The organism is uncultured Eudoraea sp. (assembly GCF_947490415.1).
Lineage (GTDB): Bacteria > Bacteroidota > Bacteroidia > Flavobacteriales > Flavobacteriaceae > Eudoraea.
In genome coordinates this window covers 372,589-398,616 of record NZ_CANLGX010000002.1, presented here as the reverse complement: position 1 = coordinate 398,616, position 26,028 = coordinate 372,589, and the positions used below count along the sequence as shown (strand labels likewise).

Genomic DNA, 26,028 nt, shown 5'->3' with positions numbered 1-26,028 from the left:
TCCTACCTATTTAACAGGCCCCAATGCTGCTGAGGGTCCCGCGTCTTTAGGGTTAACAAATGCTTTAATTCTTAAAATTTCCTTTCCTTTTTCCGTATTCGCTGTTACGGTAATGGTCTTGGTAACCTGATTTTGACCAGAACCATTAAACTTCACAATAAGTTCGCCTGTTTCACCTGGTGCAATAGGATCTTTAGGAGGATTAGGAACTGTACACCCGCAACTACTGGTTGCATTGGTAATTATTAAGGGCGCATTACCTGCGTTTGTGAATTTAAAGATAGTCTCCTGTGGAGTACCTTGTGTGATGGTTCCGAAATCGTGTTCCGTTTTTTCAAAATTCATTACAGGCAGGTTTTTGGCCTGCAAGTCTCTTTCGGCTGCTACTTCAACGTTTTCAGTATTTACCTTGCTGGAAGCATTCTCCTTACATGAGCTAAGTACTAACACAGCGGCTAAACCGAGGGCAATAAATAATCTTTTCATTGTAATTTAAGTTTAAGATTTGCATGCAAAATTAAGGAATATTTGTTTATAATAAGCCTCTCCCCGTTTTTTTCAATTTTCCATTAATTCTATATTCCTTTACCAATTTATCCAAAATCCCATTTATAAAGATGCTGCTCTTAGGTGTAGAATACTCTTTAGCAATTTCTAAATACTCATTAATAGTGACTCGTTCGGGTATGGAAGAAAAACCAGTAAGCTCACAAATGGCCATTTTTAAAAGTATTGCATCTATATCTGCAATTCTATCCTTATCCCAGTTTGGTGTTTTTATTTGAATTTCTTCTTCAAATTTTTTATTATTTAATAGGGTTTTTGTTAATAATTGATCAGCAAAAACCATATCATCCGAGTCTTTTAAAAGCTTTGGTAAAAAGAAGGATTGACTATATTCTTCATTCACTTTCCTCAATTGTTTCAGAACAAAGGTATTTACCAGGGGAATGTCGTCTACCCAGGTTAATTTATCATCCTCAAAATATTCATAAATCCTTTCATTTGGAGCTATAACCTCCTTAAAGAGATTTGCAATTAGATTTTTATCATCTTCATAGCTTTGTTCACCCAAAAGCATATATTGCTCAAAGAGTTCACTCTTTTTTATTTCATTAAATACTATTTTAACATAATCCTGGTGCAGATCCCAATTATTCAATTTCCGTTTAACCAATTCATTTTGCAACAGGGAATTGTTAACAATTTGATTAAGCACTGCATTATTCAGAAATTTTTCTTTATTAGGATATTTTTCGTCATTTTCATGTATATATTTCTTGAAAGATAATCTGATGAAATTTTCCTCCATTTTATGGAGTTCCATGAGAAGACTTAAAACAAGTAAATAGAGGATATAGGTGTTGTCAATGCTTATTCGGAGAAATTTTTTCTGCTTTTCTAATGATTCATCGTGCGATAAGGTTAAGGCATAAATGCATTGCATCACTTTTACCCTGATTTGCCTTCGTGTAAGCATTTTAAAGAACCTTGTGTTAAATTAGAAATACAAAACGCAGCAAAAATACTAATCTATTTTAAATCCAAAACTAATTCTCAGTTTATCTTATAAGTTTTATAACATTTGCTTTGGGACCAATCAGCTATATTTGTCCATTAGATAAATCCTATTTGCATTACCAGCCATTTTAATGAAAGAACTCAGGCACTTAGACAAATACTTCAAAAAATACGGTTTTAAATTACTCATCGGTATTATCATCACCATTATTGCCAGAATATTTCAATTGGTAATGCCTTCTTTTGTAAAAAAATCTATAGAAGTTGTTGAAAATTACGTGGCTTCACAAATTACAGAACCCCAGGCAAGAGATCTACTTCTGGAATATATCCTGATCATCGTTGGGGCAGCTTTACTTTCGGGATTCTTTACCTTCTTAATGCGACAGACCATTATAAATGTTTCACGATATATTGAATATGATTTAAAAAACGAAGTTTTCGATCATTACCAGCTTTTAAGTCTGAATTTTTATAAAAAGAACCGTACTGGTGACTTAATGAACAGGATAAGTGAGGATGTTGGTCAGGTAAGGCTTTATACCGGACCAGCAATAATGTATGGAATTCAGACACTCACCTTATTCGTTTGCCTGATACCCCTAATGTTTATTAAGGCTCCAACCATTGCATTTTATTCTTTATTACCATTACCCATACTATCCGTTTTAATATATCAGATAAGTAAAATAATTCATAAGCGCAGTACTAAAGTCCAGGAATACCTGTCAACTTTGTCAACCTTTGCCCAGGAAACCTTTTCCGGAGTATCAGTTATAAAGGCATATAGTCTGGAGCCTCAGATAAACAATGAGGTAATCATACTGGCCAATGAAGGAAAAGAGAAAAGTATGGATCTGGCCAAAGTAAACGCCTGGTTTTTTCCATTAATGATTCTGTTAATTGGAATCAGCAATATTTTTGTTATTTATGTAGGGGGTAAACAATATATAAATGGTGAAATCTCATCTATTGGTACCATTGCTGAATTCATACTTTATGTGAATATGTTAACATGGCCGGTAGCTGTTGTAGGTTGGCTAACTTCTATTGTGCAGCGTGCAGAAGCTTCACAAAAGAGAATAAATGAGTTCTTGAAAGAACAACCCGAGATAAGAAATGAAGTTTTAGAAGACACTCCAATTAAGGGAACCATAGAATTCAGGAATGTCACGTTTACTTATGACGACACTAATATTACCGCACTCAATGATATATCTTTTATTATAAATGAAGGAGAAACGGTTGCTATAATAGGAAAAACCGGTTCAGGGAAATCCACTATTCTGGATCTTATTGCCCGGCTATATGACACCTCTTCAGGAGAAATTTTAATTGATAATGTCCCTGTTCAAAGATTAAATTTACACAGCCTGAGAGAATCTATTGGTGCCGTTCCGCAAGATGCATTTCTATTTTCTGACACTATTAAAAATAACATTAAATTCGGTAAGGAGTCCGCAACGGAAAATGAAATCCTGGAAGTTGCGAAAAAGGCAGCTGTGCATGAAAACATCATGGGCTTTTCTAAAAAGTATGATACAATTCTGGGCGAAAGGGGCATAACCCTTAGTGGAGGTCAAAAACAGCGGGTTTCAATAGCCAGGGCTCTACTAAAAGACCCCAGGATATATCTTTTCGATGATTGCCTGTCTGCTGTGGACACAGAGACTGAAGAAGAAATTTTACACAACCTAAAACAAGCTTCACATCTAAGGACCACCCTAATAGTGAGTCATCGTGTTTCTTCGGCTAAAAATGCAGATAAAATTATAGTCCTGGAAGACGGAAAGGTACTCCAGGAGGGTACTCACAATGAGTTGATAGAAATAAACGGCTATTACAAGGAGCTATATATCAATCAACTATCAGGGAAAGAAATCTAGAAAAATGTTGCTGGATACGCTTTTTTTTTTCATTTTTGAATATATTTTAGGTATAAATACTAACTATATATTTAACAAATGAGCGATAAAGATTTAATGGATCAGGAAGAAATTTTCTCAAAAGTTTTAAGAGCTGGGAGGAGGACGTATTTTTTTGATGTAAGGAGTACAAAGGCAGGAGATTATTATCTGACCATTACAGAGAGTAAAAAATTTACGCATGATGATGGCTCTTTTCATTATAAGAAACACAAAATATATCTCTATAAAGAAGACTTTCAATCATTTAGAGAAATCATGGAAGAAATGATGGACTATATTATTGACGAGAAAGGACATGAAGTCATCTCAGAAAGACATCAAAAGGACTTCAAAAAGGAAGAGCCGAGTCAGAACGGAGAGATTTCATCCACAGATAATTTTACAGATTTAGATTTTGATGATATCTAACCTCATATCACTTAAATAACTAAACGATCTTTGTATTCAAAGGTCGTTTTTTGTTTTTATACCTTAACTTATCAATATCTGCATAACAAATGAGAAAAACAATCACAACATTACTCCTTTTCTTCTCCTTTACAGGCATTGCTCAGAATTCAGTTGATCTTGACTATTATTTACCACAGAATATCACCTATGATAATAACATTCCCAGACCGGCCGATATAATTGGTCATGAAGTAGGTGAATGGCATGTTACGCATGACAAGTTGATGTTTTATATGCAAACATTAGCCGAGAAAAGTAATCGCATAAGTATTGAAAACCGCGGATCTACCTTTGAAGGCAGGCCTATCTTATTACTTACTATCACTTCCCCTGAAAATCATAAAAACCTCGAACAAATTCGAGAAGATCATATAGCACTTACAGAGAATGGAGACACCTCAGTTTCCATAGAAAATATGCCCATTATAGTTTACCAGGGATTCTCTGTTCACGGCAACGAACCCAGTGGAGCAAATGCTGGTTTAGCTTACGCTTACTACCTGGCAGCAGCTCAGGGCCCCGAAATTGAGAATTTACTGGACAATTTAGTAATTCTTATGGATCCGTCTTTCAATCCGGATGGGCTTCAGCGTTTTGCATATTGGGCTAATACCAATAGAAGCATCAACCTAAATTCGGATAATAATGAAAGAGAGTATCATGAAGTTTGGCCTGGTGGCCGGACTAATCATTACTGGTTTGACATAAATCGGGATTGGCTTCCAGTGCAACTACCGGAAAGCCGCGCCAGAATAAAAACATTCCATAAATGGTTGCCAAATATTCTAACAGACCATCACGAAATGGTTACTAATGCCACTTTCTTTTTTCAACCCGGCGAACCAACAAGAGTTCATCCTTTAACTCCTGCCATGAACCAGGAATTAACAGCACAAATTGGAAGCTACCATGCCAAAGCATTGGACAAAATAGGTTCTCTTTATTTTTCGGAGGAAAGATATGATGACTACTATTATGGCAAGGGATCTACTTTTCCCGATGTCAACGGTGGTATTGGAATATTGTTTGAACAAGCCAGTTCAAGGGGTCATATTCAAGACACTGAAAACGGCATTCTTACTTTTCCATTTACAATCAGAAATCAATTTACAACCGCATTATCAACTATAGAAGCTGCTAAAAATATGCGTGTAAAGATTCTTTCCTATCAGCAGGAATTTTACCGAAACATGAGAAACGAAGCAACCAAAAGCAGGACTAAGGCCATAGTTTTTGGAGATAGCAAGGATGCCGCCAAAACCTGGCATCTTGCAGAAATACTTAGCAGACACAAAATAAACTTCCATGAACTTGCTGCCGATGTTTCTTTGACCGGTAAGTCATTTAAAAAAGATCATAGCTATGTAGTTCCTATGAATCAGAAAAATCATAGGTTAATAAAAGCTATGTTTGAGAAGCGAACAACATTTACAGATAGTTTGTTTTATGATATTTCAGCATGGACATTTCCCCTTGCCTTTAATGTTGATTATGCAGAATTGGAATCCCTGACGAATGCAGGACCACAAATAACCGACTTTAAACCGTTAACCGGGAGTGTGAGTCAACAAAGTAGTTATGCGTATTTATTTGAATGGCATGAATACTATACGCCCAGAGCACTAAATCAAATTTTATCCAAAGGACTTAGGGCCAAAGTAGCAAAGTCGCGGTTTACCCTGGAAAATAACACATATGATTACGGAACAATAATGATTCCGGTTCAAAATCAAGTATTAAACAGCAATGATTTGCATATTTTTCTAAAAGAAGTAGCTGAAGACAGTAAGATAATGATAAGGGGTGTAAATACAGGTTTATCAAAGGGAATTGACCTGGGTAGTAACGAATTTGATCCGGTTAAAAAACAAAAAGTTGCCATAGTGGTAGGTAGCGGGATACGATCTTATGATGCGGGAGAAATTTGGCATTTATTTGACACCCGTTATAATATGGAGATTACCAAAATTGATAAGGAATATATTAATTCTGTTGATTTGAGTTCTTACACAGATATTATAATACCCAGGTCATCAGGTAAAAATGCAAATGATAAAATTCTGGCTAAAAAGTTAAATGATTGGGTGAAAGAAGGTGGAACGCTTATTGGTTATGGAAATATGGCGGATTGGTTTAATAAACATGAGTTCATGAACTTAAAATTCAGAAAGGATACCCTGGAAGCCAGGGATATATCATTCGAACAGAAGTCTGATTTTCTCGGGGCTCAGGTTACAGGCGGTGCAATATTTGAGGCTAAACAAGATCGCTCTCACCCCATTAATTTTGGATACAAAAACGATAAAGTATCCTTGTTTAGAAATACAAACGTTTATATTGAACCAGATAAGGATAGTTATAACAATCCTATTAGGTATACCAATCAACCTTTACAAAGCGGCTATATTTCGGAAGAAAATTTGGAAATGATTAAAGGCAGTGTTCCATTTAAGGTAGAAAGACTTGGCAAGGGCCGCGTTATTTTATTTACAGATAACACTAACTTCAGGGCCTTTTGGTATGGAACAAATAAATTTCTTATGAACGCTATTTTCTTTGGAAAAATAATGTAAAAACCTCCAATTTATAATTCCAAAAATTTAATCTAAATTACGACTAAGCAGTTAATAGGCGGTGAAATTAGAGTTTATGAAGTTTCGTTTTTTTAGCTTATAACTACTAACTTTAATCCTGTTTAAAATGAAGCTTTAAAAGATGTCAAGAACACCAAGTAATATGTTGCCTTTAGGAACAATTGCCCCTGGTTTTAATTTACCAGATACCGTAACAGACAAAATAGTCAGTCTTGATCAAGTTAAAGGTGTAAATGGTACCCTGATTATGTTTATTTGCAATCATTGTCCATTTGTTAAACACGTAAATTCTACCATAACACAACTGGCAACTAATTACCAAACCCAAGGAATAGCTTTTATTGCAATCTCCAGTAATGATGTGGTAAATTATCCTCAGGATGCCCCGGAACTCATGAAACAAACAGCATTGCTGGAAAGATATAGCTTTCCATATTTATTCGATGAAACGCAGGCCGTAGCCAAGTCATATGAGGCCGCATGTACTCCGGATTTTTATCTTTTTGACAAAAACCTAAGACTTGTTTATAGAGGCCAAATAGACGATTCCAGGCCAGGAAATGGAATACCTTCAACCGGATTGGATTTACGTAATGCTTTTGAGGCGCTGCTAAATAATGAACCAATAGATCCGGTTCAAAAACCGAGCATTGGTTGCAATATAAAATGGAAGTAAAATTTGAGGCAGTAGCAAGTAAAACCTGTGAGCTCTATTGTAAACTCGGAATAAAGGCTTACAAAGAGCACTATTTGCACTTATGGAAAAATAATGATCCCACCCCTTACATTGAAGAAAGCTTTACTTTAGATGTTGTCGTAAATGAATTGAAAGATAATTTATCATCTCTTTGGTTATTGTATATGGGAGATACAGCGGTTGGTATTCTTAAACTCATCAAAGATGCTCCAATAGGACCCTATAATTCAAAGGAAGCTACCTTACTTGAAAAAATATACATCCTAAATAAATTCTCCGGTAAAGGTATAGGGAGCCTTGCGCTTAGTTGGGTTGAAACATACTGCCAGAACTCTGACAAACAGGTGTTATGGTTGGAAACCATGCAAAAAGGACCCGCATTGAATTTCTATCTTAAAAACGGATATCAAATACTAAAAGAGAAACAATTGAAATTTGATCTGGTTTTGGATAAACAAAAGCCAATGTATGTGCTTTTGAAAAAAATAAATTGACCTTAGTTTTTTAGTTGACATTTATTTAACCTGCCCTGTCAAATCCAACCCTCTCTTTTTAAAAGGTTTTTAATATGATTGTAATGATGGTTGCCATGCCAGACATATCGACCTATATTTTCTATAATTGTAGTTGATTCTTGACTCTCAGGATGAACAAAACTGCGTTTCAAATCTGAAGAAGAAAGCCCTTTAAGTAAATACACTAATTTAGCATGTACTGCACTGAGATGTTTCAGTGATAATTCAATAGGGGCGGTCCTTGAGTCAAAAAGCGCTGCCCATTTCTTTTCAAGATAGGGTTTTATTACAGGAGTTTCTTCTGTTAACGCCCACTTAAAACGAATATAGCTATGGTGATGGCTATCGGCAACATGATGAATAACCTGGCGTACAGTCCAGCCGTCCGGTCGATAGGGGGTCTCTAATTGAGTCGTTGACAATTCTTTTACCAGCAGCTCCAATTTATTCGGGTAATGTTCTAAAATACGAATCCATTCTAAAACTTGATCTTCTGAAATGGTAGAAGGCACCTCATATTTACCGATGGGATACCGCAACTCTTCTAGTTTTGTTTTTTCCATATTCAAAAATAGTGATTTTGAGATCCTGAAGCCAAAACAAAACCCTTGCAGTACTTTTTATTTTCAGTAGTCAGGACAGTTTAATCTATTAAACTTTAATAGAGATTTAACCTGGTATTGATCAAAATCATTTCATTAACTACTAATTTTATAGAGTTTTAAATTCTAACTTAAAAAAATTAAATATGGCAACAATTCGATTGGGCGACATCGCCCCTGATTTTACCGCTGAAAGCTCTTTAGGAAAGATTAATCTTTATGATTATTTAGGTGATGGATGGGGTATTCTTTTTTCACATCCAGCAGACTTCACCCCTGTATGTACCACTGAACTTGGGACAGCTTCTAAATTTAAGGAAGAATTTGACAAACGAAATGTAAAGATGTTAGCTCTTAGTGTTGATGGTATAGCTTCTCACCATGAATGGATAAAAGATATTAATGAGACACAACATACAACGGTCAACTTTCCGATAATTGCTGATGAGGATAAGAAGGTTTCCTCCTTATACGATATGATACATCCTAATGCCGATAATAATCTTACGGTTCGTTCAGTATACATAATTGCACCGGATAAGACAGTTAAACTAATTATTACCTATCCTGCTTCTACCGGACGTAATTTTCACGAATTATTAAGGGTTATTGATTCTCTCCAACTAACTGCCTATCACAAGGTAGCTACTCCGGCCAACTGGAACCATGGCGAGGATGTAGTGGTAAGTCCATCTATACCCACTGATGAAGCACGTAATATCTTTACCAAAGGTGTAGAAGAAATTAAACCTTACCTCCGTATGACTCCCGATCCTTCAACGGTATAACAGAATTTTAGCATGAATAAAAGTCTCCTTATCTCAGGAGACTTTTTTTTGTGTCTTGTATATGGCTATACTATTAATTGATACCAAAAACAGGTTTTCCGGTGTTGGATCATGAAAGACAGATAAAGAACTTGGTTAATAAAATTTAATATTTTAACAGCCTTAAACTTGATCTTATTACCAAACTGCTTTAACTTTATCATTGTCTTGAATAAAGAAATATTCCCCCTTTTTGTAAACAGCTTCAAGAATTACTCTTTTTAAGAGATAATAAGTAGGGTTTACAACTGCAAAGGTGTTATATAAAAAAGAAAATCCCCCACCAAATAACCTAATTAAGATGTTATGTCTGTTTTTTTTGTGATTGTCTTCTTTTTGTTGGCCATCAATTTAATTCTTATTGTTTTTAGTATTAATAGGTCTAAATAAAAAACTTCTTTCAAATAAATGAAAGAAGTTTACAGTATTTAACAGGTAGCTTTTAATGCCTCCCCTGCTCTATTAATTTTATTGGATATGTCCGTTTATTTAACTTCCATAAGTTCAACATCAAAAACCAGGGTAGCGTTTGGAGGTATCACACCACCAGCACCAGCACTTCCGTAACCAAGTTCAGATGGGATTACAAAACGTGCCTTATCACCTACTTTTAATAAACTAATTCCTTCATCCCATCCCGGAATTACTTGTCCTATCCCCAATTGAAAATCAATAGGTTGATTTCGCTGGTATGATGAATCAAATACTTGCCCGTTAGTCAATGAACCTTCATAATGTACAGAAACCGTATTTCCTTTAGCTGCTTTATTACCATCTCCCTTTTTAAGAATCTTGTAACGAAGTCCACTGTTTGTTTTATCAAATCCAGAAGCAACTTTGTCTAATTCAGCCTCTGCTTTACTCTTTTCTTCCTGAAGTCTTAGTTCCCGTGAACTTTCAAAGGATTTAAAGGCTTCAACGGCATTCCAGGATTCTGCTTCAGTTCCAATTCGAACAATCTCAAGGCTTTCAATTGAATCTCCCTGAGCAATTTCATCAACAATCTTCTGTCCCTCAATAACATTACCAAAAACTGTGTGCTTATTATCTAACCATGGAGTAGCCACATGTGTAATAAAGAACTGACTTCCATTGGTGCCAGGCCCTGCATTTGCCATAGAAAGTACTCCAGGTCCTGAATGTTTCAGGTCCGGGTGAAACTCGTCATCAAATTTATAACCGGGATCTCCTGTCCCGGTCCCCTGAGGACATCCACCTTGAATCATAAAATCCGGGATTACCCTGTGAAAGCTGAGTCCGTCATAATAAGGTGTGTTTTTTGGTTTGGCACTATTTTCCAGTTTTCCTTCCGCCAGTGCTACAAAATTACCCACAGTACCAGGGGTCTTATCGTAGGCTAATTTTACTGTAATTTCTCCTTTTGAAGTATTGAATTTTGCGTAAATTCCGTCTTGCATATCTCATTTTTTTAATAAGCTGCAAAGGTAATAAATTTTAATAGACAGGTGTGTATTTTATCCTTCTTACAACCCGTAATTTAAAGTAACATAGAATTAGAGGGGAGGTATTATTTGCCGCCTTCCAGATTTGATGTACTTGTTCCATATTTATCAAATAGATATACTAAACTGGCCATTGCGGCTGCACCAAGTTCCAGTTCACGTCTATTAATATGTTCAAAGGTATCAATCTCCGTATGGTGAAGGTCAAAATACCGCTGCGGATCCGGACTTAATCCCGCAAGTACAATTTGGTCATTTTTTAAAGGACCAATATCAGCACCACTCTCTCCTTTCTCAAACAAATGAATTAGATATGGCTCAAAAAGAGGTTTCCACTGTAAAATTTTGGCAAAATCGGTTTCCTGGCAATCAAAAGAAAAACCTCTAGGGGTAAAGCCCCCAGAATCACTTTCTAAAGCAAATACATGTTTCTCTTTTTTATTTAATGCAATCTCTGCATAGGTATTTCCGCCTCTTAAGCCGTTTTCTTCATTCATAAAAAGTACAACACGGATTGTTCGCTTAGGGATATATCCGGTTATTCTTAGTAACCGAAGAACTTCCATACTCTGAACACAGCCTGCGCCATCATCATGGGAACCATCTCCAAGATCCCAGGAATCCAGGTGGCCGCCAACTACTATTATTTCTTCAGGATATGTACTACCCTTTATCTCTCCAATAACATTGTAAGATTGAACATCCTGAAGTTGCCTGCAATTTTGTTTAAAATAAAATTTTATATCCGGATTAAGTTTCAATGTAGTGCTTAGCAATTCAGCACCATTTGTACTTATGGCAGCTGCAGGAATTCTATTATTTAAAGGGATTTCTCCATAACGCATCGCTCCCGTATGCGGATAATCATCCAGGCGAAGGCTCATAGAACGAACAATAACTCCTACAGCTCCATATTTTGAAGCTTCTTTAGCTCCGGAAGACCTTTGATCCACAGCAGCTGAATAGGATTTATGTGTATCAATATTCGTTGGATCCATAGGTCGATTGAAAAAGACAATTTTACCTTCAATTTTACTGCGACCGAGCTCTTCTAATTCTTCAATACCTCTTACTTCAATAACATTTGCCTTGATACCTCCGGCAGGGGTGGCAACAGACCCGCCCAACGCACAAATAGGTACGTTATTCGTAATTCCCGGTTTACTTTCAATATAGGCGAATTCTGGTACTCCTCTTACCCATTTAGGAACCATTACGGGTTGCAACCACACCCGATCCAGTCCAAGGGAATCCAATTTTTGTTTGGTATACTCAACAGCTTGTTCTGCCTGCACCGAACCTGTAAGTCGACCCCCAATCTGATTGGATAAATAATTCAGCCAATCATAGGCCTTTCCTTGAGTAAGTGATGCATTATAAAGTGCTTTTAACTGTTCTTTGTCATCCGTTTGCGACCAAATAGGTCCAACCATTAATAGAAGTAGTAGGCCTAAATTTTTCATTGTTCTTTTTCTAATTGGGATTTATAGGTTTCAATATTAGCCTTTATTTTATCATCAAGCTCTGGTTCCTTAATATCTTTGTATTTTTTTAACGATTCCAGCAAAATAGTGGCTACAATTAATCTCGAGGCACTCTTATTATCTGCAGGAATCACAAACCACGGTGCATTGGTTTTGGACGTTCTGTTAATCGCTTCCTCATAGCACTGCTGATATTTATCCCAAAGATTGCGCTCTTTAAGATCACCAGGTGAGAATTTCCAATTTTTTTCTTGCAGACGTAATCTCCTTAATAATCGCTGTCTTTGTTCTTCTTTAGAAATGTTTAAAAAGAATTTAAAAACAAGGGTGCCATTTTCTGTGATATGGCGTTCAAAATCATTAATCTGCCTATACCGTTTATCCCAGAATGATTCATCAATATCTGCCACCGTATTTATGTTTGGAATATTCTCGCTTAAAATATACTCCGGATGGACCTTGGTTACCAACACATTTTCATAATGGGTTCTGTTAAATACCCCAAATTTTCCTTTTGGTGGGAGCGCAATATAGTGTCTCCAAATATAATCATGATCCAGCTCAAGTTCTGTTGGCACTTTAAAGCTATGCACAACCACTCCTCTAACATTGCAATCTTTAAACACTTCACGAATCAGGCTGTCCTTACCAGAAGTATCCATCCCCTGAAAACAAATCAGGACCGCGTATTTGCCATGGGCGTATAATGTATTTTGAAAATCGCCTAAATCTTCACGTAATTTTTCCAGGTTTTTTTTGAGTTCCCTGTCTGTGCTGTCAAGATTCTCCGAAGTACTGAGATCTTCCAATTTAATATCAGAAACTACTTTATAGGAGGCTATATTGATTTTCTTCATGGGTTGAATATATAATATTTTGTGGTCCTAATAAAGGCCCAAATTTAAAAATAACCTTTTATCCTCAATAATGTGCCATTCGACCTTTAATCAGGAAAGACCGGTTAATTAAACGAATAAATAAGGTGCCGGGGATGACTCTCTTTATCTTTACAATGCCTAAATCTTACATAACCAATACTTTAAACTATGAAGGTACTGTGTGCCATTCTGATGTTCCTTGTGCTTTTCAGCATGTCTTCTTTTGATATGACCAAGGCATGTGAATATGCGGGATCAAATATTGGGTACATCAAATCCCAGACAGAACGAGCTCTTGCTGCAGAAGACCTTAATTCTTCGCGTTTCTTTGCTTACAAAGCCCTTAATGCCATTGAAAAATCGAAAGAGCAAATTGAAGCTTGCGGTTGCGATTATGCTAAAGAGAGTATTTATGAAGGCTTGGATAACCTAAAGAAAGCTACAAGAGTTTCTTCTTTAAACAGCGCTAAAATACTTTTAACACGAGCTTTGGATAACTCTTTAGGAAGCCTTGAGGCCATTAGAGAACACGATGAACACGGGGAAAGTCTTTATGACAATGATATGCTGGCAATGAACACAAAAACCGCAGAAAAAGAAAAATTAAGTATGGTTATGCCTGTGGGCAAGGAATTGGAAAGAAAAATTGATCTGTCGCTTGTAAATTACCAAAATTCTCTTAACGAAGTCGTCAACAGCGTAGAATGCAAAGAGGCCTATGAGTTTGCCAGTAAAATTTACGCCCATTGTGAACAGGAACTTCTAAAACCGAAACTTACCGAAGCCAAAAAGTATTACAATTTAAGAACAAAACAAATTACAGCACTTGCACTTGATAAATTAAAGGATTGCAATAAATAATGCGCTGAAGGGTTTCCTGAGAGTACTTTATTCACCTATTCCTAAATCAACTATTTACTTGCAAACAGGTTAACGTCTTCTTCAGTAATTTCTGTACCACCAAGTATGATTAAGCGTTCCACCACGTTTCTTAATTCGCGAATATTACCAGTCCAATCATAACTTTTTAAAAGCTCAAGCGCTTTTTTGGTAAACTTTTTGGTCACTACCCCTTGTTCAGAGGCAATTTTGGCGGCAAAATGATCTATTAGGAGTGGAATATCTTCCCTCCTATCATTCAATGATGGTACATTGATGAGTATAACAGCCAGACGATGATATAGATCTTCCCTAAATTTTCCTTCGGCAATTTCATGCTGAAGATCCTTGTTGGTCGCCGCAATTACACGAACATCGACCTTAATATCTTTGTCCGTGCCAACCCTGGAGATTTTACTCTCTTGTAAAGCCCTAAGTACTTTAGCCTGAGCCGAAAGGCTCATATCTCCTATCTCATCCAAAAAGATGGTGCCTTTGTTAGCGGCCTCAAATTTACCGGCTCTATCCCTGACTGCCGAAGTAAAGGCCCCTTTTACGTGACCAAATAATTCACTTTCAATCAATTCTGAAGGGATTGCCGCACAATTTACTTCAATAAATGGCCCTCCACTGCGCTCACTTTTTTCATGCAGCCAATGGGCAACAAGTTCCTTACCGGTACCATTTGATCCGGTGATTAAAACTCTTGCATCTGTTGGAGCAACCTTATCTATCATATCCTTGATCGTGGTAATCTCCTTACTTTTCCCAATCATTTCATAACCTTTACTAACTCTTTTCTTTAAGCTCTTGTTTTCCTGAACAAGTTCTTTCTTATCCAGCGCATTCCGCACAGTTGTTAGAAGTCTGTTTAAATCAGGTGGTTTGGAAATGTAGTCAAAAGCCCCTAACCTCATTGTATTTACAGCAGTATCCAAATCCCCATGTCCTGAAATCATAATAAATGGTATCTCCGGTCTTATTTTTTTGGCTGCCTGCAAGACTTCAACACCATCCATTTTAGGCATTTTTATATCACAAAGGGCAAGGTCATAGTCTGTTTTTTTAATCATCTCCAGACCAATTGAACCATCTTCTGCCTCATCCACTTCATACATTTCGCTTTCTTCAGATAAAATCTTAACTAAAACCCTACGGATAGCTGCTTCATCTTCTATAACCAGTATTTTTGACATGTTTTTATTATTAAAAAATTGAAATTTTAAATCCTGCTTTCCAGTAAAATCCTCCAGCGTTTTTTTCATTTAAAGTATAAACTTTTTTCCTCTTCGCATTTCTCAGCAACCCTTGCTGGTTTAGCGTAACCCCGGCAATCCCATAAAAAGACATTCGTCTATTAATATTATACTGGTAGCCTATGGCACTAACTATGGCCGAAAGCGAAACGGAGGATCCGAATTCACCGTCAGGTAAAAGAATGTCATTTTGGACATTTACAAAGTATCCGTCCAAAAATAATGCCATTTGTAAGGTGTGTCTATCTTTAAAGTGATATCTGAAATCTGTCCTGGGAATTCCGAGGGAGTACGACCAGGACCTGTGAAACCGTCTGTGATAATTTATAAGTGGCAGGGGAAAAGGAAGACCGGTAGTACTATTATAAGTAAGCCCCAAAATTAATCTATAAGGTTTATCAATATCCTTCTCTTCCTTCCATATAGTTGCAGTAAGATTTAATAAAAAGTCATCTCCCTGAAGGCCATTAACCAAATTGGATGCTATTCTTGGAGTTACAATACCCACAAATCGCCAATCTTCATTCAGCTTAAAAATATAACCGACATTGAGATCAATGACATAAAGGGTATTCAACTCACTGGAGTCGAATGGATATTCCTTAGTAATTTCAAAATCAATAAGATTAAACTCACCACCAAGCACCAGATACTTATCGAAACCAACTTTAACTGGAACATTTAGTAAAAATCGGTAACGTGATGCGGTATTACCCGTTTCTTCTCTCGGGAGCGAAGTATATTCCACCCTCAAAATATCTGTACTTTGCGCAAAACAAATTCCACTTACTATAAGTAAACACCAGAATAAACCAATACGTTTTACCATTTTATTATTCCAGACTTACTATATAAATTTATCATTTAATTTAAAGTGTTTAATGTTTAAGTAAATGAACATATTGAGCGGGCAAGGGATCTTGCATGTTTAGTATTTCAGCCATTTATATAGCTCTTTATAGGTAGGTTTTTTACCATACATTAAAATTCCCACCCGGTAGATTTTAGCTGCAAGCCATACGATACCAATAAAAGTTACAATTAAAAATACAATGGATAAAATTACCTGCCACAATGGAACTCCACCTTCTCCAATCCCCCCGGGTAAGCGCATGAGCATAACAATTGGTGAGGTTAATGGAAATAGAGAAAACCCAACAGCAATAGGACCATTGGGGTTACTAAATACAGAAAAGAATCCAACATATATGGCTAACATTAAAGGCAGTATAATTGGAAAAATAAATTGCTGAGTATCAGTCTCGTTATCCACTGCAGCCCCTATAGCCGCGTAAATAGAGCTATAAATTAAATAACCGAGAATAAAATACACCAAAAACAGAGAAATAAGCATAAACCAAGGTATCTGCAGAAATTCAAGTGCATACAATTGCATCGCATTTGTTGTCGTTGGCATGGGAGACATACTGCTCATAGGATTCGTAGTTATGGCTGACGGATCACTAAGCCCAGTCAGATCTATTCCAAAAACCAAAAATACCCCAAACAGTAATAAGGATGCAGATATTATCCAGATTGCAAATTGTGTTATTCCCGCCAGGGAAGTCCCGATAATTTTACCTAACATTAATTGAAATGGTTTTACGGATGAGATTATTACTTCAATAATACGACTCGTTTTCTCTTCAATAACACTGCGCATCACAAAACCACCATAAATTATAATGAACATCATTATCAAATAACCAAAACCGCCGCCTATAAAGGCTTTCATTTCATTTATTCCCTTTATATTCTGCTCCCCGGTAAAGGTGGCTATATTAATTTCGAATCTGTCATTTATTGTAGTAAATTCCTCTGTAGAAACTCCAATATCTATAAGTTTTCTTTGTCTTAAGCGTTCCTCAAATATATCTTCTAAAGGATCCAGAACGATATTACTTGGCGCATCTTTTGAATAAAAGTAGGAATTTTGGGCTACCTCTTCGAGGTCGCTCCGTTTAGGAATATGCAGTAGACCGGAAAAACCAAGACTTAATGTAGAATCCTTAGCGGCTTGCAATGATATATCTTTAAAAAAAATATAGGAAGTTCTTTCAGTAGTATTGAAGTCAGTAGAGAAATAATTACTTTCATTAAATACCGCAATTATTCTTTTCTGACTATCGTTTATCTTGGTGAGATAAGCAATAAGTACAATCATTCCCACCATCAGAATAGGACTTAGAAAAGTCATGATCACAAATGATTTGTTTCGAACTTTGGCAAGATATTCGCGCCTAATGATAAGAAATAATTTATTCATGGTCAGTTTTGCGTTGTACTGTTTGAATAAAAATATCATTAGCCGTAGGGATCGTCTCTACAAAATTATTTATGCTTGACTTTGAAGACAGCAATGCCAAAAAAGATCTGGTATCATCTGTAGGCAATTGAACCGTAAAATCTAATTGTTTGCTGTTTACATCATAGTGTGAAGAGGAAATATCAAATTTATCCGAAATCAGTTTTAAAAAATTTTCTCCATTTTCCAATTCCAGCCCAACCCTAAACATATTGTTTTTGTACTGTTTTTTGATATCAACAAGCCTCCCGTCCAAAATCTTTTCCGCATTGTGCAACAGGGCAATATATTCACATAATTCTTCAACAGATTCCATTCTGTGAGTTGAAAAAATAATAGATGTCCCTTTTTCTTTTAGCTTAATAATCTCATCCTTTATAATATTGGCATTTATTGGATCGAAACCGCTAAAAGGCTCATCAAAAATAAGGAGTTTAGGCTCATGCAAAACTGTTACAATAAACTGAATTTTTTGCGCCATACCTTTTGAAAGTTCCTGAATTTTTCTATTCCACCAATCACCTATCTCGAACTTATCAAACCAATACTTGAGCTTCTGTTTTGCATCGGATTTGCTCAATCCCTTAAGCTGTGCAAGATATAGCGCCTGCTCGCCAACTTTCATGCTTTTATAAAGACCCCTCTCTTCCGGAAGATAACCAATACTTGCAATATGATGGGGCTGCAGTAATTCTCCATCAAAAATAACTTCACCGGAATCTGGAAAGGTAATTTGATTTATTATCCTTATTAAGGTAGTCTTACCAGCGCCATTTGGACCTAAGAGCCCGTAAATACTATTCTTTGGTATTGCCAGAGAAACATTATTTAGCGCGATTTGGTTGCCGAATTTTTTAGTAACATTATTAGCAACAAGGATATCATTCATTCAAGCAATTTTTTTTTACATTTTGATTGTATCTGTAAATTGTTCAAAATGAGTATTGAATTAAGAAAGATCAAATAGAACAAACTACAATTACAGCTTATAGGATATTACTAAGCTTAGAATTTATCATATACTATTATTGGCTCTTAATAGGATTCAAAGATATAGAAATGCATTAAAATGGTTTTGAAATTCATAGTATTTTGTTTTTAGCGCCATTGAAGAGCGGATAAAAGCTTATAGCAATCATTCCTATTATGCCATCCAATAGTGCACATGAGTAATGATAATAGATCTAAAATTTCTGATAAGATCAAAGATCATCAATATTTCATCTGGAGAATTAATCGACTCAAAATCAATTTTATATTAAATAAAAGAGCTGTGTTTTATGTCGTCTAACCCCATAAATAACAAAACCCACCCTTAAAAGGATTAAGGATGGGAAAAAAATTGCTATGAAAAAGAAAATTAATATTGGTTTCCCAATATTGATTCAAATATACGTTTTTTATTTAAAAAGAAAACTTTAATTCGTTAAGAGAACATATCTTTTACTTTTTCAAAAAAGGATTTATCCGATTTTTCAGGTTTAGGTTCAAAGTTCTCATTATTCTGCATCTTCTCAAAAAATTCGCGTTGTTCCTTATTTAGTTCCTTTGGGGTCCAGACATTCACGTGTACTAAAAGATCCCCTGTTCCATAACCATTAATACTGGTAATACCTTTTCCCCTTAATCTTAAAATCTTGCCCGATTGAATCCCGGATTCTAATTTAATACGAACCTGACCGGTTACGGTATCAATCTCCTTTGTTGTACCCAAAACGGCATCCGAAATACTTATGTATAAATCATAATGCAAATTATCACCTTCCCTTTTTAAGGTTCCATGTTCCAAGGTCTCTATTGCAACCAGCAAATCTCCCGATATTCCATTACCAGGAGCTTCGTTACCCTTTCCGGATACCTTTAACTGCATGCCCTGCTCCACACCTGGAGGTATTTTTATAGAAACTGTCTCTTCAACTATTTTCAAGCCCTGAGCGTCAGCATCATTTGGTCTATTATCTATTATTTGGCCACTTCCGCCACAACTGCTGCAGGTAGCTGCCGTTTGCATCCTTCCCAGAATTGTATTGGTTATTTTTGTTACCTGCCCTGCACCATTGCATGTAGCACACGTTTTATAGGTCACACCGGCCGCCTGCTTTTTGCGCTTTACTTTAACCTTTTTCTCTACACCGTGAGCAATCTCTTCAAGGGTTAAGCTGACGTGAATTCTCAAATTACTGCCTTTCATCCTTCGCTGACCGCCACTAAATCCTCCAAATCCTCCAAATCCACCCCCAAATGCACTGCCAAAAATATCACCAAATTGACTAAAGATATCCTCCATATTCATACCTCCACCGCCAAAACCGCCTCCTTCAAATGCAGCATGCCCATATTGATCATACCTGGCTTTCTTATCAGGATCACTCAAAACTTCATAAGCCTCAGCTGCCTTTTTAAACATTTCTTCTGCCTTGTCATCTCCGGGGTTTTTATCCGGGTGAAATTCTATGGCTTTCTTGCGATATGCTTTTTTGATCTCGGCTGCCGTGGCATTTTTGGAAATACCCAATATTTCGTAGAAATCCTGCTTCATAAGTCTTTTGTAAATTTAATTGCCAACAACTACTTTTGGATGTCGGATTATTTTATCTCCAAGTTTAAATCCCTTCTCAACAACATCTATAATTTTACCTTTTAACTTTTTGCTAGGGGCAGGAATCTGAGTAATTGCATCGTGCACTTCAGCGTCAAAAGCATCGCCTTCTTTGGTTGTTATCTCCTGCAAGCCCTTGGATTTAAGCGTTTCTTTAAATTTATTGCTAATAAGATCAACCCCTTTAAACAATTCTTTATCCGTAGACTTAGATATTTCCTTTAAAGCCCTGTCAAAATCGTCCATAATAGGCAAAAGGGCTACTATGACCTCCTGACCCGCAGTTTTAAAAAGATCCATACGTTCTTTCGAAGTACGTTTTTTATAATTTTCAAACTCCGCAAAAAGTCTTAAAAACTTATCTTTTTCTTTATTCAGATCTTCCTGTAATTGCTCTTCAATGGATTTTATCTCCTCTTGGTGCTCATTATCATCTGATTCCAAATCCAGCTCTTCCTGCTCCTCGGGAATCATTTCATTTATCTCTTCTGACTTATCTTCTGTGTTCATTGGATATAGCTTTATAAAACTCAATTAAGGATGGCAAAAGTACTGCCAATTCTTCAAAAATGTCAAAATGTCACAAAAAAAAACATCCTGATTGAAGGATGTTCAAAAGGCCACTGCCTTTATTTTTGTTAAAATCTATATATATTCTTTGGCCAACACATCATCTGTATTATCCTCATTAACTTCCTCTAAGTATATGTTTTCCAGCGCTCTGCAAATATTATTAAATTTAAAAATAAAGCCTTTTTTTTCTATTTTTTTACTGCTTACACGCTGACTAACAAATAAAAGATAAGACATCTCACCCAGAATAAGTCTCATTGCAAATTGAGGAATATTAGGCAAAAACAAGGGTCTCTCAAGAACTTTAGCCAGTTCTTTAACCATTTTTGAATTGGTAACCGGGTTTGGTGCAACCCCGTTATAAACACCAGACAATCTGTTTTCGACTATAAATAGGAACATTCGGGCAAGATCGTTTACATGAATCCAAGATTGCCATTGTTCACCTGAACCAAATGAGGCTCCTATATATCTTCTCACTGCATTGGCCATATTTGGCAAAGCCCCACCTTCCGATGACAGAACAAGACCTATTCGTATTTTAGTGACAGTGCAGTTAAGTGCCTGAAATTTATCAATTTCTTTTTCCCAAATCTCAGTTACGTCCCCTAAAAAACTAGAATCCCGGTTTGTTGATTCTTCTGTATAAAAATTAGATAAGGAATTTGGGTAGATACCTATGGCAGATGCCGAAATAAGTGAAATACTTTCTTCCAGATTAAGACTTTTAAGAGCAATATAAAGTGTCTTTAAGCTATCTACTCTGCTCGACAGGATTTCCTTTTTATAAGATTTAGACCATCTTTTGGCAATATTAGCCCCAGCCAAATTGATGATTGCCGTGACTCCTTCAAAACAATTTACATCAATGTCGTATGTCTTTGGTTCCCAATAAAATCCCTTATAATTTAGTTCGTTTTTTATTTTGGACTTATCAGTAGTAAGATAATTTACCGAATACCCTTTTTCACGACATAAATCGGTTATCGCACCCCCTATTAATCCAGTGGCCCCAGTGATTAAAACTTTCATCGCATAATTTTGGCTAAAGATATTGGTTTTTATACCTGTAACAATCAGGTTTAATTTGGATTTAACAGTATCGTGTATGAATTATTGCCGAAATTGGTTTATCCGGATACTTTTAGGGCTCTCAGCATTTCCCTTTTACCAGGTGGTCCGGGTAACCTTTCAACGACAAAACCAACGGCTTGCATGGCTCTTCTCACACTTCCTTTGGCCGAATAGGTTACTAAAATTCCATTTTCAGTTAGCGCATTGTACATCTTATCAAAAATTATTTCGGTCCATAGTTCCGGTTGTACCCTTGCTCCAAAAGCATCGAAATAAATAAGGTCGTAAAGATTACGGTCTGAAATTTCCTGGAAATTCTTTTTTTGTTTGTTAAACGAAAAATATGAAGTAAGCTCTATTTTGCTCTCCCAGTCACTTTTATGCATTTCAAAAAAGGCCTCTTTAAAAGGGGATGCTTTTAAAGTTTCAATATAATCTAATTGTGTTATTTCCTCATTAGTTATGGGATATGCCTCTATGCCCGTATAATCAACTTGTCTGTTACTCTTTTCAGCCTCAATCAATGTAATGAGGGCGTTAAGACCTGTGCCAAAACCAATCTCCAAAATACTTATGGCCTCATTGGCCAAATATGAAAAGCCTTTATCAATAAAAACGTGATATGCCTCATTTACGGCACCATGTATGGAATGATATTGCTCGTTCCAATCCTCTATTTGGATGGTTTTAGAACCATCTCCGGTGGTAATTATCTTTCTTATCAACTTATTGCCCTATTAGCACTCCATCTGCCTCAAACTCAAAGGTTTTTTTAGGTAGTTTAATCTGCTTGATATCTTCTGGTGATTCCCCGGCATCTTTGGCATAATGCCTTTGGTCTTCAACACTCATGTTATCAACAAAAGCAATTCCATTTACAACAACTTCCCGGCCCTCTATATCCATAGGAACAAAAAAGCCATAATCTTTAAATTTCACCATTACCTCTTCTCCATTTTTCAAATTCAGTTTCATCCAGCATCCTTTAGATTTACAGACATCAGTAACTATGGCTGAAAATTTTGTTTCCAGAGTATCTGCTTTCCTAAGCGACTGGAATTGATCTAGCATTACTTCGCTGCCAATAGCCCCTTTATAGTCAATTAATTTACCAAATGAAGCAAAATTCCTTTCACTTTGGGCATTTTCACTTACTTCAGATGGCTTGTGTTTATTCTTACATCCCACTAAGAGTACTAAAAACACAAGTAATATGTTAAAACTTTTCATTATTAATAATATTTATGATCCATCTGCAAAACTGGTGATTTTTCCTAGAAAAAAGAAGACATGAAAGGTGATAATTGTTTAATTTTAATCTTAGAAAATGAGATTTCAATGGATACAGTAGCAAAAAACCTGATTGTTCAGAAGGCTGAAACATCTAAGATTAGTAAGGTTAATTTTGATCAGCTTCCTTTTGGTGCCTATTTCACAGATCATATGTTCGTCTGTGATTATAAGAATGGTGCATGGGAAACGCCCAAAATAATTCCTTATCAGCCCTTGCAAATGGAACCTTCCTCCAGGGTATTTCACTACGGTCAGGCAGTTTTTGAAGGGATGAAAGCCTACAGGGATGATGAAGGTGGTGTTTGGTTATTCAGACCGGATGAAAACTACAGGCGCATAAATAAGTCAAGTGTCCGACTTGCAATGCCTGAATTTCCTGAAGAGTATTTTTTTGATGGTCTTAAAAAGCTTTTACAAATAGATGAAAAGTGGATTAAGCCAGGTGTAGGTAATTCATTGTATATCCGTCCTTTTGTTATAGCTACACAAGCGGGCATTATTGCTTCTCCTTCTGAGGAATATAAATTTATTATTATTTGCTCTCCTGCACAATCCTACTATGGAGGTGAAGTAAGAGTTAAGATTGCCGAAAAATTTAGCCGGGCCGCGGATGGTGGATTTGGTTTTACCAAAGCAGCGGGTAACTATGCAGGACAATTTTATCCAACAAACCTGGCAAAGGAAGAAGGGTTTCAACAAGTGGTTTGGACAGATGCCAGCACGCATGAGTATATTGAAGAGGCAGGCACAATGAATATTTTTATTCGACTGGATAACAAACTCATTACCTGTCCTACCGGGGATAGAATTTTGGATGGTATAACCAGAAAAAGTATCATTGAATTAGCAAAAGACAGAGGAATTGAAGTAGAAGTAAGACCTATAAAAGTATCTGAGTTGGTTAATGGCATAAAGAATAATACATTAAAAGAAATGTTTGGCAGTGGAACAGCGGCGGTGATTAATCCAATTCTGGGCTTTGGTTATAAAGATGAACGCTATGAATTACCAAAAATTGAAAATTCGTACGCATCAATACTCAAGCAACAATTATTGGATATACAATACAATAAGATTGAGGATAAATTTGGCTGGAGGTATAAAGTACAATAATCCAATAAAACAAAAAGAAATGGGCACTTAAAATTAGTGTCCATTTTATTTATCAAGAATAGCCTGAATATTTGGTTTAAAATATTTTGGCCCTTTAAGCACTTTACCATCTTCCCTGTAAATAGGCTTACCATCTTTTCCCAATTTACTCATATTGCTGCGCTGTATTTCTTCAAACACTTCCTCAATTTTATGTTGCATACCGTGTTCAAGGATAGTTCCACAAAGAATATAAAGCATATCCCCTAAAGCATCGGCTACCTCAGCCAAATCATTATTTTGGGCTGCCTCAAAATATTCCCTATTTTCCTCATCCATTAGGTTGAATCGCAACTTGTTCTTTGCTGCGCCCAGATCTGCTTTCATAGAGTGAGACACTCCAAGGCCAAAAGATTTATGAAAAAGCTCAACAGAAGCAATTTTCTTTTTCATGGATTTTTTGTTTTAGTTTTGCGTAAAAATAATAAATATGTTTAGCACAGGACAAGTGGCATTTGCGGTATTTTTCATTTTGTTATTCACATTGATCCTGATATTTTCTTATCGAAAAGACAAAAAACTACATGCAAAAAATTACCGTGGTGTAAAATGGGTGGGAATTGTCTTTGTAATATTCGTAATATTCTTATTTGCAATTAAGTACATCCTCAAAAATTAACGCAATTACTGAGAACACCACAAAAATTAGGTAAATCACAACAATTATAGCTTTTCATTCGTAAAATACAAGAAAAGAAGTAATTTTGCGTTAACCAATTATATCATTATTTTCAAATGACCACTTTTTTAACTATATTTTTTGTTCTAGTATTTTTTAATGCGGCACTTTTATTCTTTAGCGTAACAAACGCAAGACAGAGAGTAAGTAAGTTGCGAAAAAGTATTTCAGATCAATCCCTGACTAAAATTTATCCTCTGGATTTAAATCCAACCAAGTACAAAAAAGCCATTTAGTTTTTTACCTTTAGGGTATGAAACAATTTTTACTTGTTTTTATCGGAGGTGGGTTTGGTAGCTTTCTTCGTTTTATTATTGGCAAAACTTTCAACGATTATTTTCAAAATTTTTACCTTGGCACATTCCTGGTTAATATCATTGGTTGCCTGATAATTGGTTTTCTACTGGGCACTTCAATGAAAGGAAACCTGCTTTCAAAAGATCAAATCCTCATCCTGTCTACAGGATTCTGCGGAGGATTTACTACTTTTTCTGCATTTACGCTTGAGAATCATGGATTGCTACAATCCGGCCAATTACTGCATTTTTCTTTTTATACTATAACCAGCATAACAGTAGGTGTTCTGGCGATTGCATTGGGACTTTGGCTTTCCAGGTTAGTATAATCGTCTCAGTAATTCAAACACTTTTTTATCCTTAGAATAGCATTCTTATTGCCTCACCGTTTTATTAAAAATGATCAGGCTTTTTTACTTTCCTACAAGTTTAGTTAATACTGCCTCACAAAATCATCAAATAAACATTTTTTATTGTTTTTAATAGTATACCCTTAAAATTAATGGGGTCAAATTATAATTATTATAAAAATAACAACCCTACCCCCAATTTTTTTAGGGTGTTAATTTATTTAATATATATTTGCGGCGATCAACAATAAAACTAACAAATGAAAAAAGTTGAAGCAATTATTAGAAAATCCAAATTTGATGATGTGAAAAATGCACTTCATGAGATTGAGGTAAATTTCTTTAGTTACTGGGACGTAACTGGAGTAGGAAATGAAAAACAAGGTCATGTCTATCGTGGTATTTCATACAGTACTACAGACATCCAAAGAAGGTATCTGGAAATAGTAGTGTCTGACGAATTTCTTGAAAGAACTGTAAACACTGTACTGGAAGCCGCTTACACAGGAAATGTGGGTGATGGTAAGATCTTTGTTTCCGATGTCCTGCAAGCTTTTCGAATAAGAACCAAGGAAAACGGCCAGGCCGGAATTAACTAAAAAGTAACTAACTA

General features: G+C 36.0%; 26 protein-coding genes. 10 read left to right on the top strand and 16 right to left on the bottom strand.

Annotated elements, in window-relative coordinates:
* Nucleotides 1-6 precede the first annotated feature (6 nt).
* Nucleotides 7-486: a DUF1573 domain-containing protein gene (locus Q0874_RS06715; RefSeq protein WP_299160980.1), complete on the bottom strand. Its 480-nt coding sequence runs from the start codon at nt 484-486 to the stop codon at nt 7-9.
* A gap of 46 nt (nt 487-532) precedes the next feature.
* Nucleotides 533-1,480: a transcription antitermination factor NusB gene (nusB, locus tag Q0874_RS06710; RefSeq protein WP_299160976.1), complete on the bottom strand. Its 948-nt coding sequence runs from the start codon at nt 1,478-1,480 to the stop codon at nt 533-535.
* A gap of 172 nt (nt 1,481-1,652) precedes the next feature.
* On the opposite strand from nusB, the gene Q0874_RS06705 reads away from it, so the two are divergent.
* From Q0874_RS06705 to Q0874_RS06685, 5 genes are all read left to right on the top strand, one after another.
* Nucleotides 1,653-3,407, top strand: a complete 1,755-nt coding sequence (locus Q0874_RS06705) for an ABC transporter ATP-binding protein (protein ID WP_299160973.1) — start codon at nt 1,653-1,655, stop codon at nt 3,405-3,407.
* Between the two features lie 78 nt (nt 3,408-3,485).
* Nucleotides 3,486-3,857 carry a PUR family DNA/RNA-binding protein gene (locus Q0874_RS06700; protein ID WP_299160970.1) on the top strand — a complete coding sequence of 124 codons (372 nt, stop codon included), beginning with the start codon at nt 3,486-3,488 and terminating at the stop codon, nt 3,855-3,857.
* 89 nt (nt 3,858-3,946) lie between these two features.
* Nucleotides 3,947-6,472, top strand: a complete 2,526-nt coding sequence (locus Q0874_RS06695; RefSeq protein WP_299160967.1) for a M14 family zinc carboxypeptidase — start codon at nt 3,947-3,949, stop codon at nt 6,470-6,472.
* Nucleotides 6,473-6,614: 142 nt separating this feature from the next.
* Nucleotides 6,615-7,169 (top strand): thioredoxin family protein, encoded by a 555-nt coding sequence (locus tag Q0874_RS06690; RefSeq protein WP_299160964.1) that lies wholly within the window; start codon nt 6,615-6,617, stop codon nt 7,167-7,169.
* The gene (locus Q0874_RS06685; protein WP_299160960.1) at nt 7,160-7,684 is read left to right on the top strand and encodes a GNAT family N-acetyltransferase; all 525 of its coding nucleotides are present in this window, start codon (nt 7,160-7,162) and stop codon (nt 7,682-7,684) included. Before Q0874_RS06690 ends, Q0874_RS06685 begins: the two co-directional genes overlap by 10 nt.
* A 38-nt stretch (nt 7,685-7,722) precedes the next feature.
* Here Q0874_RS06685 and Q0874_RS06680 read toward each other — a convergent pair whose 3' ends face one another.
* Complete coding sequence (locus tag Q0874_RS06680) at nt 7,723-8,268, bottom strand: YfiT family bacillithiol transferase (protein ID WP_299160957.1); 546 nt, start codon at nt 8,266-8,268, stop codon at nt 7,723-7,725.
* Nucleotides 8,269-8,453: 185 nt separating this feature from the next.
* Here Q0874_RS06680 and Q0874_RS06675 point away from each other — a divergent pair, with 185 nt between their 5' ends.
* Entirely contained in the window at nt 8,454-9,095 is a 642-nt protein-coding gene (locus tag Q0874_RS06675) for a peroxiredoxin (RefSeq protein WP_299160952.1), read from the top strand.
* Between the two features lie 524 nt (nt 9,096-9,619).
* Here the strand turns inward: Q0874_RS06675 and Q0874_RS06670 are convergent.
* The 3 genes from Q0874_RS06670 to Q0874_RS06660 form a co-directional block, all read right to left on the bottom strand.
* Nucleotides 9,620-10,552 (bottom strand): peptidylprolyl isomerase, encoded by a 933-nt coding sequence (locus Q0874_RS06670; protein WP_299160948.1) that lies wholly within the window; start codon nt 10,550-10,552, stop codon nt 9,620-9,622.
* A 110-nt stretch (nt 10,553-10,662) separates the two neighbouring features.
* Nucleotides 10,663-12,060 carry a M28 family peptidase gene (locus Q0874_RS06665; RefSeq protein ID WP_299160945.1) on the bottom strand — a complete coding sequence of 466 codons (1,398 nt, stop codon included), beginning with the start codon at nt 12,058-12,060 and terminating at the stop codon, nt 10,663-10,665.
* Nucleotides 12,057-12,938, bottom strand: a complete 882-nt coding sequence (locus tag Q0874_RS06660; RefSeq protein WP_299160942.1) for a PPK2 family polyphosphate kinase — start codon at nt 12,936-12,938, stop codon at nt 12,057-12,059. Before Q0874_RS06660 ends, Q0874_RS06665 begins: the two co-directional genes overlap by 4 nt.
* 189 nt (nt 12,939-13,127) lie before the next feature.
* Between Q0874_RS06660 and Q0874_RS06655 the strand changes: the two genes are divergently transcribed.
* Nucleotides 13,128-13,820: a hypothetical protein gene (locus tag Q0874_RS06655; protein WP_299160939.1), complete on the top strand. Its 693-nt coding sequence runs from the start codon at nt 13,128-13,130 to the stop codon at nt 13,818-13,820.
* A gap of 50 nt (nt 13,821-13,870) precedes the next feature.
* Here the strand turns inward: Q0874_RS06655 and Q0874_RS06650 are convergent, their stop codons facing one another.
* From Q0874_RS06650 to Q0874_RS06610, 9 genes are all read right to left on the bottom strand, one after another.
* The gene (locus Q0874_RS06650; RefSeq protein WP_299161711.1) at nt 13,871-15,034 is read right to left on the bottom strand and encodes a sigma-54 dependent transcriptional regulator; all 1,164 of its coding nucleotides are present in this window, start codon (nt 15,032-15,034) and stop codon (nt 13,871-13,873) included.
* A 10-nt stretch (nt 15,035-15,044) separates the two neighbouring features.
* The gene (locus Q0874_RS06645) at nt 15,045-15,923 is read right to left on the bottom strand and encodes a DUF6268 family outer membrane beta-barrel protein (protein WP_299160936.1); all 879 of its coding nucleotides are present in this window, start codon (nt 15,921-15,923) and stop codon (nt 15,045-15,047) included.
* Between the two features lie 99 nt (nt 15,924-16,022).
* Nucleotides 16,023-17,360, bottom strand: coding sequence for an ABC transporter permease (locus Q0874_RS06640; protein ID WP_299160933.1), 1,338 nt, complete (start codon nt 17,358-17,360; stop codon nt 16,023-16,025).
* Nucleotides 17,353-18,288, bottom strand: coding sequence for an ABC transporter ATP-binding protein (locus Q0874_RS06635; RefSeq protein WP_299160931.1), 936 nt, complete (start codon nt 18,286-18,288; stop codon nt 17,353-17,355). Before Q0874_RS06635 ends, Q0874_RS06640 begins: the two co-directional genes overlap by 8 nt.
* A gap of 537 nt (nt 18,289-18,825) precedes the next feature.
* Nucleotides 18,826-19,938 carry a molecular chaperone DnaJ gene (gene dnaJ / locus Q0874_RS06630; protein WP_299160928.1) on the bottom strand — a complete coding sequence of 371 codons (1,113 nt, stop codon included), beginning with the start codon at nt 19,936-19,938 and terminating at the stop codon, nt 18,826-18,828.
* A gap of 15 nt (nt 19,939-19,953) precedes the next feature.
* A complete protein-coding gene (locus tag Q0874_RS06625; RefSeq protein WP_299160926.1) occupies nt 19,954-20,508 on the bottom strand; it encodes a nucleotide exchange factor GrpE in 555 nt (184 codons plus the stop codon).
* Between the two features lie 135 nt (nt 20,509-20,643).
* Entirely contained in the window at nt 20,644-21,603 is a 960-nt protein-coding gene (locus Q0874_RS06620) for a TIGR01777 family oxidoreductase (protein WP_299160923.1), read from the bottom strand.
* 98 nt (nt 21,604-21,701) lie between these two features.
* Nucleotides 21,702-22,370 (bottom strand): tRNA (5-methylaminomethyl-2-thiouridine)(34)-methyltransferase MnmD, encoded by a 669-nt coding sequence (gene mnmD / locus Q0874_RS06615; RefSeq protein WP_299160921.1) that lies wholly within the window; start codon nt 22,368-22,370, stop codon nt 21,702-21,704.
* A gap of 1 nt (nt 22,371) precedes the next feature.
* Entirely contained in the window at nt 22,372-22,875 is a 504-nt protein-coding gene (locus Q0874_RS06610; RefSeq protein WP_299160919.1) for a DUF4920 domain-containing protein, read from the bottom strand.
* A gap of 108 nt (nt 22,876-22,983) precedes the next feature.
* Here Q0874_RS06610 and Q0874_RS06605 point away from each other — a divergent pair, with 108 nt between their 5' ends.
* On the top strand, nt 22,984-24,051 hold the full coding sequence (locus tag Q0874_RS06605) for a branched-chain amino acid aminotransferase (RefSeq protein ID WP_299160916.1): 1,068 nt from the start codon (nt 22,984-22,986) through the stop codon (nt 24,049-24,051).
* A 45-nt stretch (nt 24,052-24,096) separates the two neighbouring features.
* Here the strand turns inward: Q0874_RS06605 and Q0874_RS06600 are convergent, their stop codons facing one another.
* Nucleotides 24,097-24,483: a nucleoside triphosphate pyrophosphohydrolase family protein gene (locus tag Q0874_RS06600; protein WP_299160913.1), complete on the bottom strand. Its 387-nt coding sequence runs from the start codon at nt 24,481-24,483 to the stop codon at nt 24,097-24,099.
* A 539-nt stretch (nt 24,484-25,022) separates the two neighbouring features.
* Here Q0874_RS06600 and crcB point away from each other — a divergent pair.
* Together crcB and Q0874_RS06585 are read left to right on the top strand one after the other, a co-directional pair.
* Complete coding sequence (gene crcB, locus Q0874_RS06590) at nt 25,023-25,394, top strand: fluoride efflux transporter CrcB (RefSeq protein ID WP_299160908.1); 372 nt, start codon at nt 25,023-25,025, stop codon at nt 25,392-25,394.
* Nucleotides 25,395-25,675: 281 nt separating this feature from the next.
* Nucleotides 25,676-26,014 carry a P-II family nitrogen regulator gene (locus Q0874_RS06585; RefSeq protein ID WP_299160906.1) on the top strand — a complete coding sequence of 113 codons (339 nt, stop codon included), beginning with the start codon at nt 25,676-25,678 and terminating at the stop codon, nt 26,012-26,014.
* The last annotated feature ends 14 nt before the right edge of the window (nt 26,015-26,028 follow it).

Coding starts and splice junctions, on each gene's coding strand:
- Q0874_RS06600 (WP_299160913.1), bottom strand. CDS start 24,483: ATGAAAAAGAAAATTGCTTCTGTTGAGCTTTTTCATAAATCTTTTGGC.
- Q0874_RS06670 (WP_299160948.1), bottom strand. CDS start 10,552: ATGCAAGACGGAATTTACGCAAAATTCAATACTTCAAAAGGAGAAATT.
- dnaJ (WP_299160928.1), bottom strand. CDS start 19,938: ATGAAGCAGGATTTCTACGAAATATTGGGTATTTCCAAAAATGCCACG.
- Q0874_RS06690 (WP_299160964.1), top strand. CDS start 6,615: ATGTCAAGAACACCAAGTAATATGTTGCCTTTAGGAACAATTGCCCCT.
- Q0874_RS06605 (WP_299160916.1), top strand. CDS start 22,984: ATGGATACAGTAGCAAAAAACCTGATTGTTCAGAAGGCTGAAACATCT.
- Q0874_RS06685 (WP_299160960.1), top strand. CDS start 7,160: ATGGAAGTAAAATTTGAGGCAGTAGCAAGTAAAACCTGTGAGCTCTAT.
- Q0874_RS06610 (WP_299160919.1), bottom strand. CDS start 22,875: ATGAAAAGTTTTAACATATTACTTGTGTTTTTAGTACTCTTAGTGGGA.
- Q0874_RS06640 (WP_299160933.1), bottom strand. CDS start 17,360: ATGAATAAATTATTTCTTATCATTAGGCGCGAATATCTTGCCAAAGTT.
- crcB (WP_299160908.1), top strand. CDS start 25,023: ATGAAACAATTTTTACTTGTTTTTATCGGAGGTGGGTTTGGTAGCTTT.
- Q0874_RS06695 (WP_299160967.1), top strand. CDS start 3,947: ATGAGAAAAACAATCACAACATTACTCCTTTTCTTCTCCTTTACAGGC.
- Q0874_RS06660 (WP_299160942.1), bottom strand. CDS start 12,938: ATGAAGAAAATCAATATAGCCTCCTATAAAGTAGTTTCTGATATTAAA.
- Q0874_RS06705 (WP_299160973.1), top strand. CDS start 1,653: ATGAAAGAACTCAGGCACTTAGACAAATACTTCAAAAAATACGGTTTT.
- Q0874_RS06700 (WP_299160970.1), top strand. CDS start 3,486: ATGAGCGATAAAGATTTAATGGATCAGGAAGAAATTTTCTCAAAAGTT.
- Q0874_RS06650 (WP_299161711.1), bottom strand. CDS start 15,034: ATGTCAAAAATACTGGTTATAGAAGATGAAGCAGCTATCCGTAGGGTT.
- Q0874_RS06680 (WP_299160957.1), bottom strand. CDS start 8,268: ATGGAAAAAACAAAACTAGAAGAGTTGCGGTATCCCATCGGTAAATAT.
- Q0874_RS06665 (WP_299160945.1), bottom strand. CDS start 12,060: ATGAAAAATTTAGGCCTACTACTTCTATTAATGGTTGGACCTATTTGG.
- nusB (WP_299160976.1), bottom strand. CDS start 1,480: ATGCTTACACGAAGGCAAATCAGGGTAAAAGTGATGCAATGCATTTAT.
- Q0874_RS06655 (WP_299160939.1), top strand. CDS start 13,128: ATGAAGGTACTGTGTGCCATTCTGATGTTCCTTGTGCTTTTCAGCATG.
- Q0874_RS06635 (WP_299160931.1), bottom strand. CDS start 18,288: ATGAATGATATCCTTGTTGCTAATAATGTTACTAAAAAATTCGGCAAC.
- Q0874_RS06645 (WP_299160936.1), bottom strand. CDS start 15,923: ATGGTAAAACGTATTGGTTTATTCTGGTGTTTACTTATAGTAAGTGGA.
- Q0874_RS06585 (WP_299160906.1), top strand. CDS start 25,676: ATGAAAAAAGTTGAAGCAATTATTAGAAAATCCAAATTTGATGATGTG.
- Q0874_RS06675 (WP_299160952.1), top strand. CDS start 8,454: ATGGCAACAATTCGATTGGGCGACATCGCCCCTGATTTTACCGCTGAA.
- Q0874_RS06625 (WP_299160926.1), bottom strand. CDS start 20,508: ATGAACACAGAAGATAAGTCAGAAGAGATAAATGAAATGATTCCCGAG.
- Q0874_RS06715 (WP_299160980.1), bottom strand. CDS start 486: ATGAAAAGATTATTTATTGCCCTCGGTTTAGCCGCTGTGTTAGTACTT.
- Q0874_RS06620 (WP_299160923.1), bottom strand. CDS start 21,603: ATGAAAGTTTTAATCACTGGGGCCACTGGATTAATAGGGGGTGCGATA.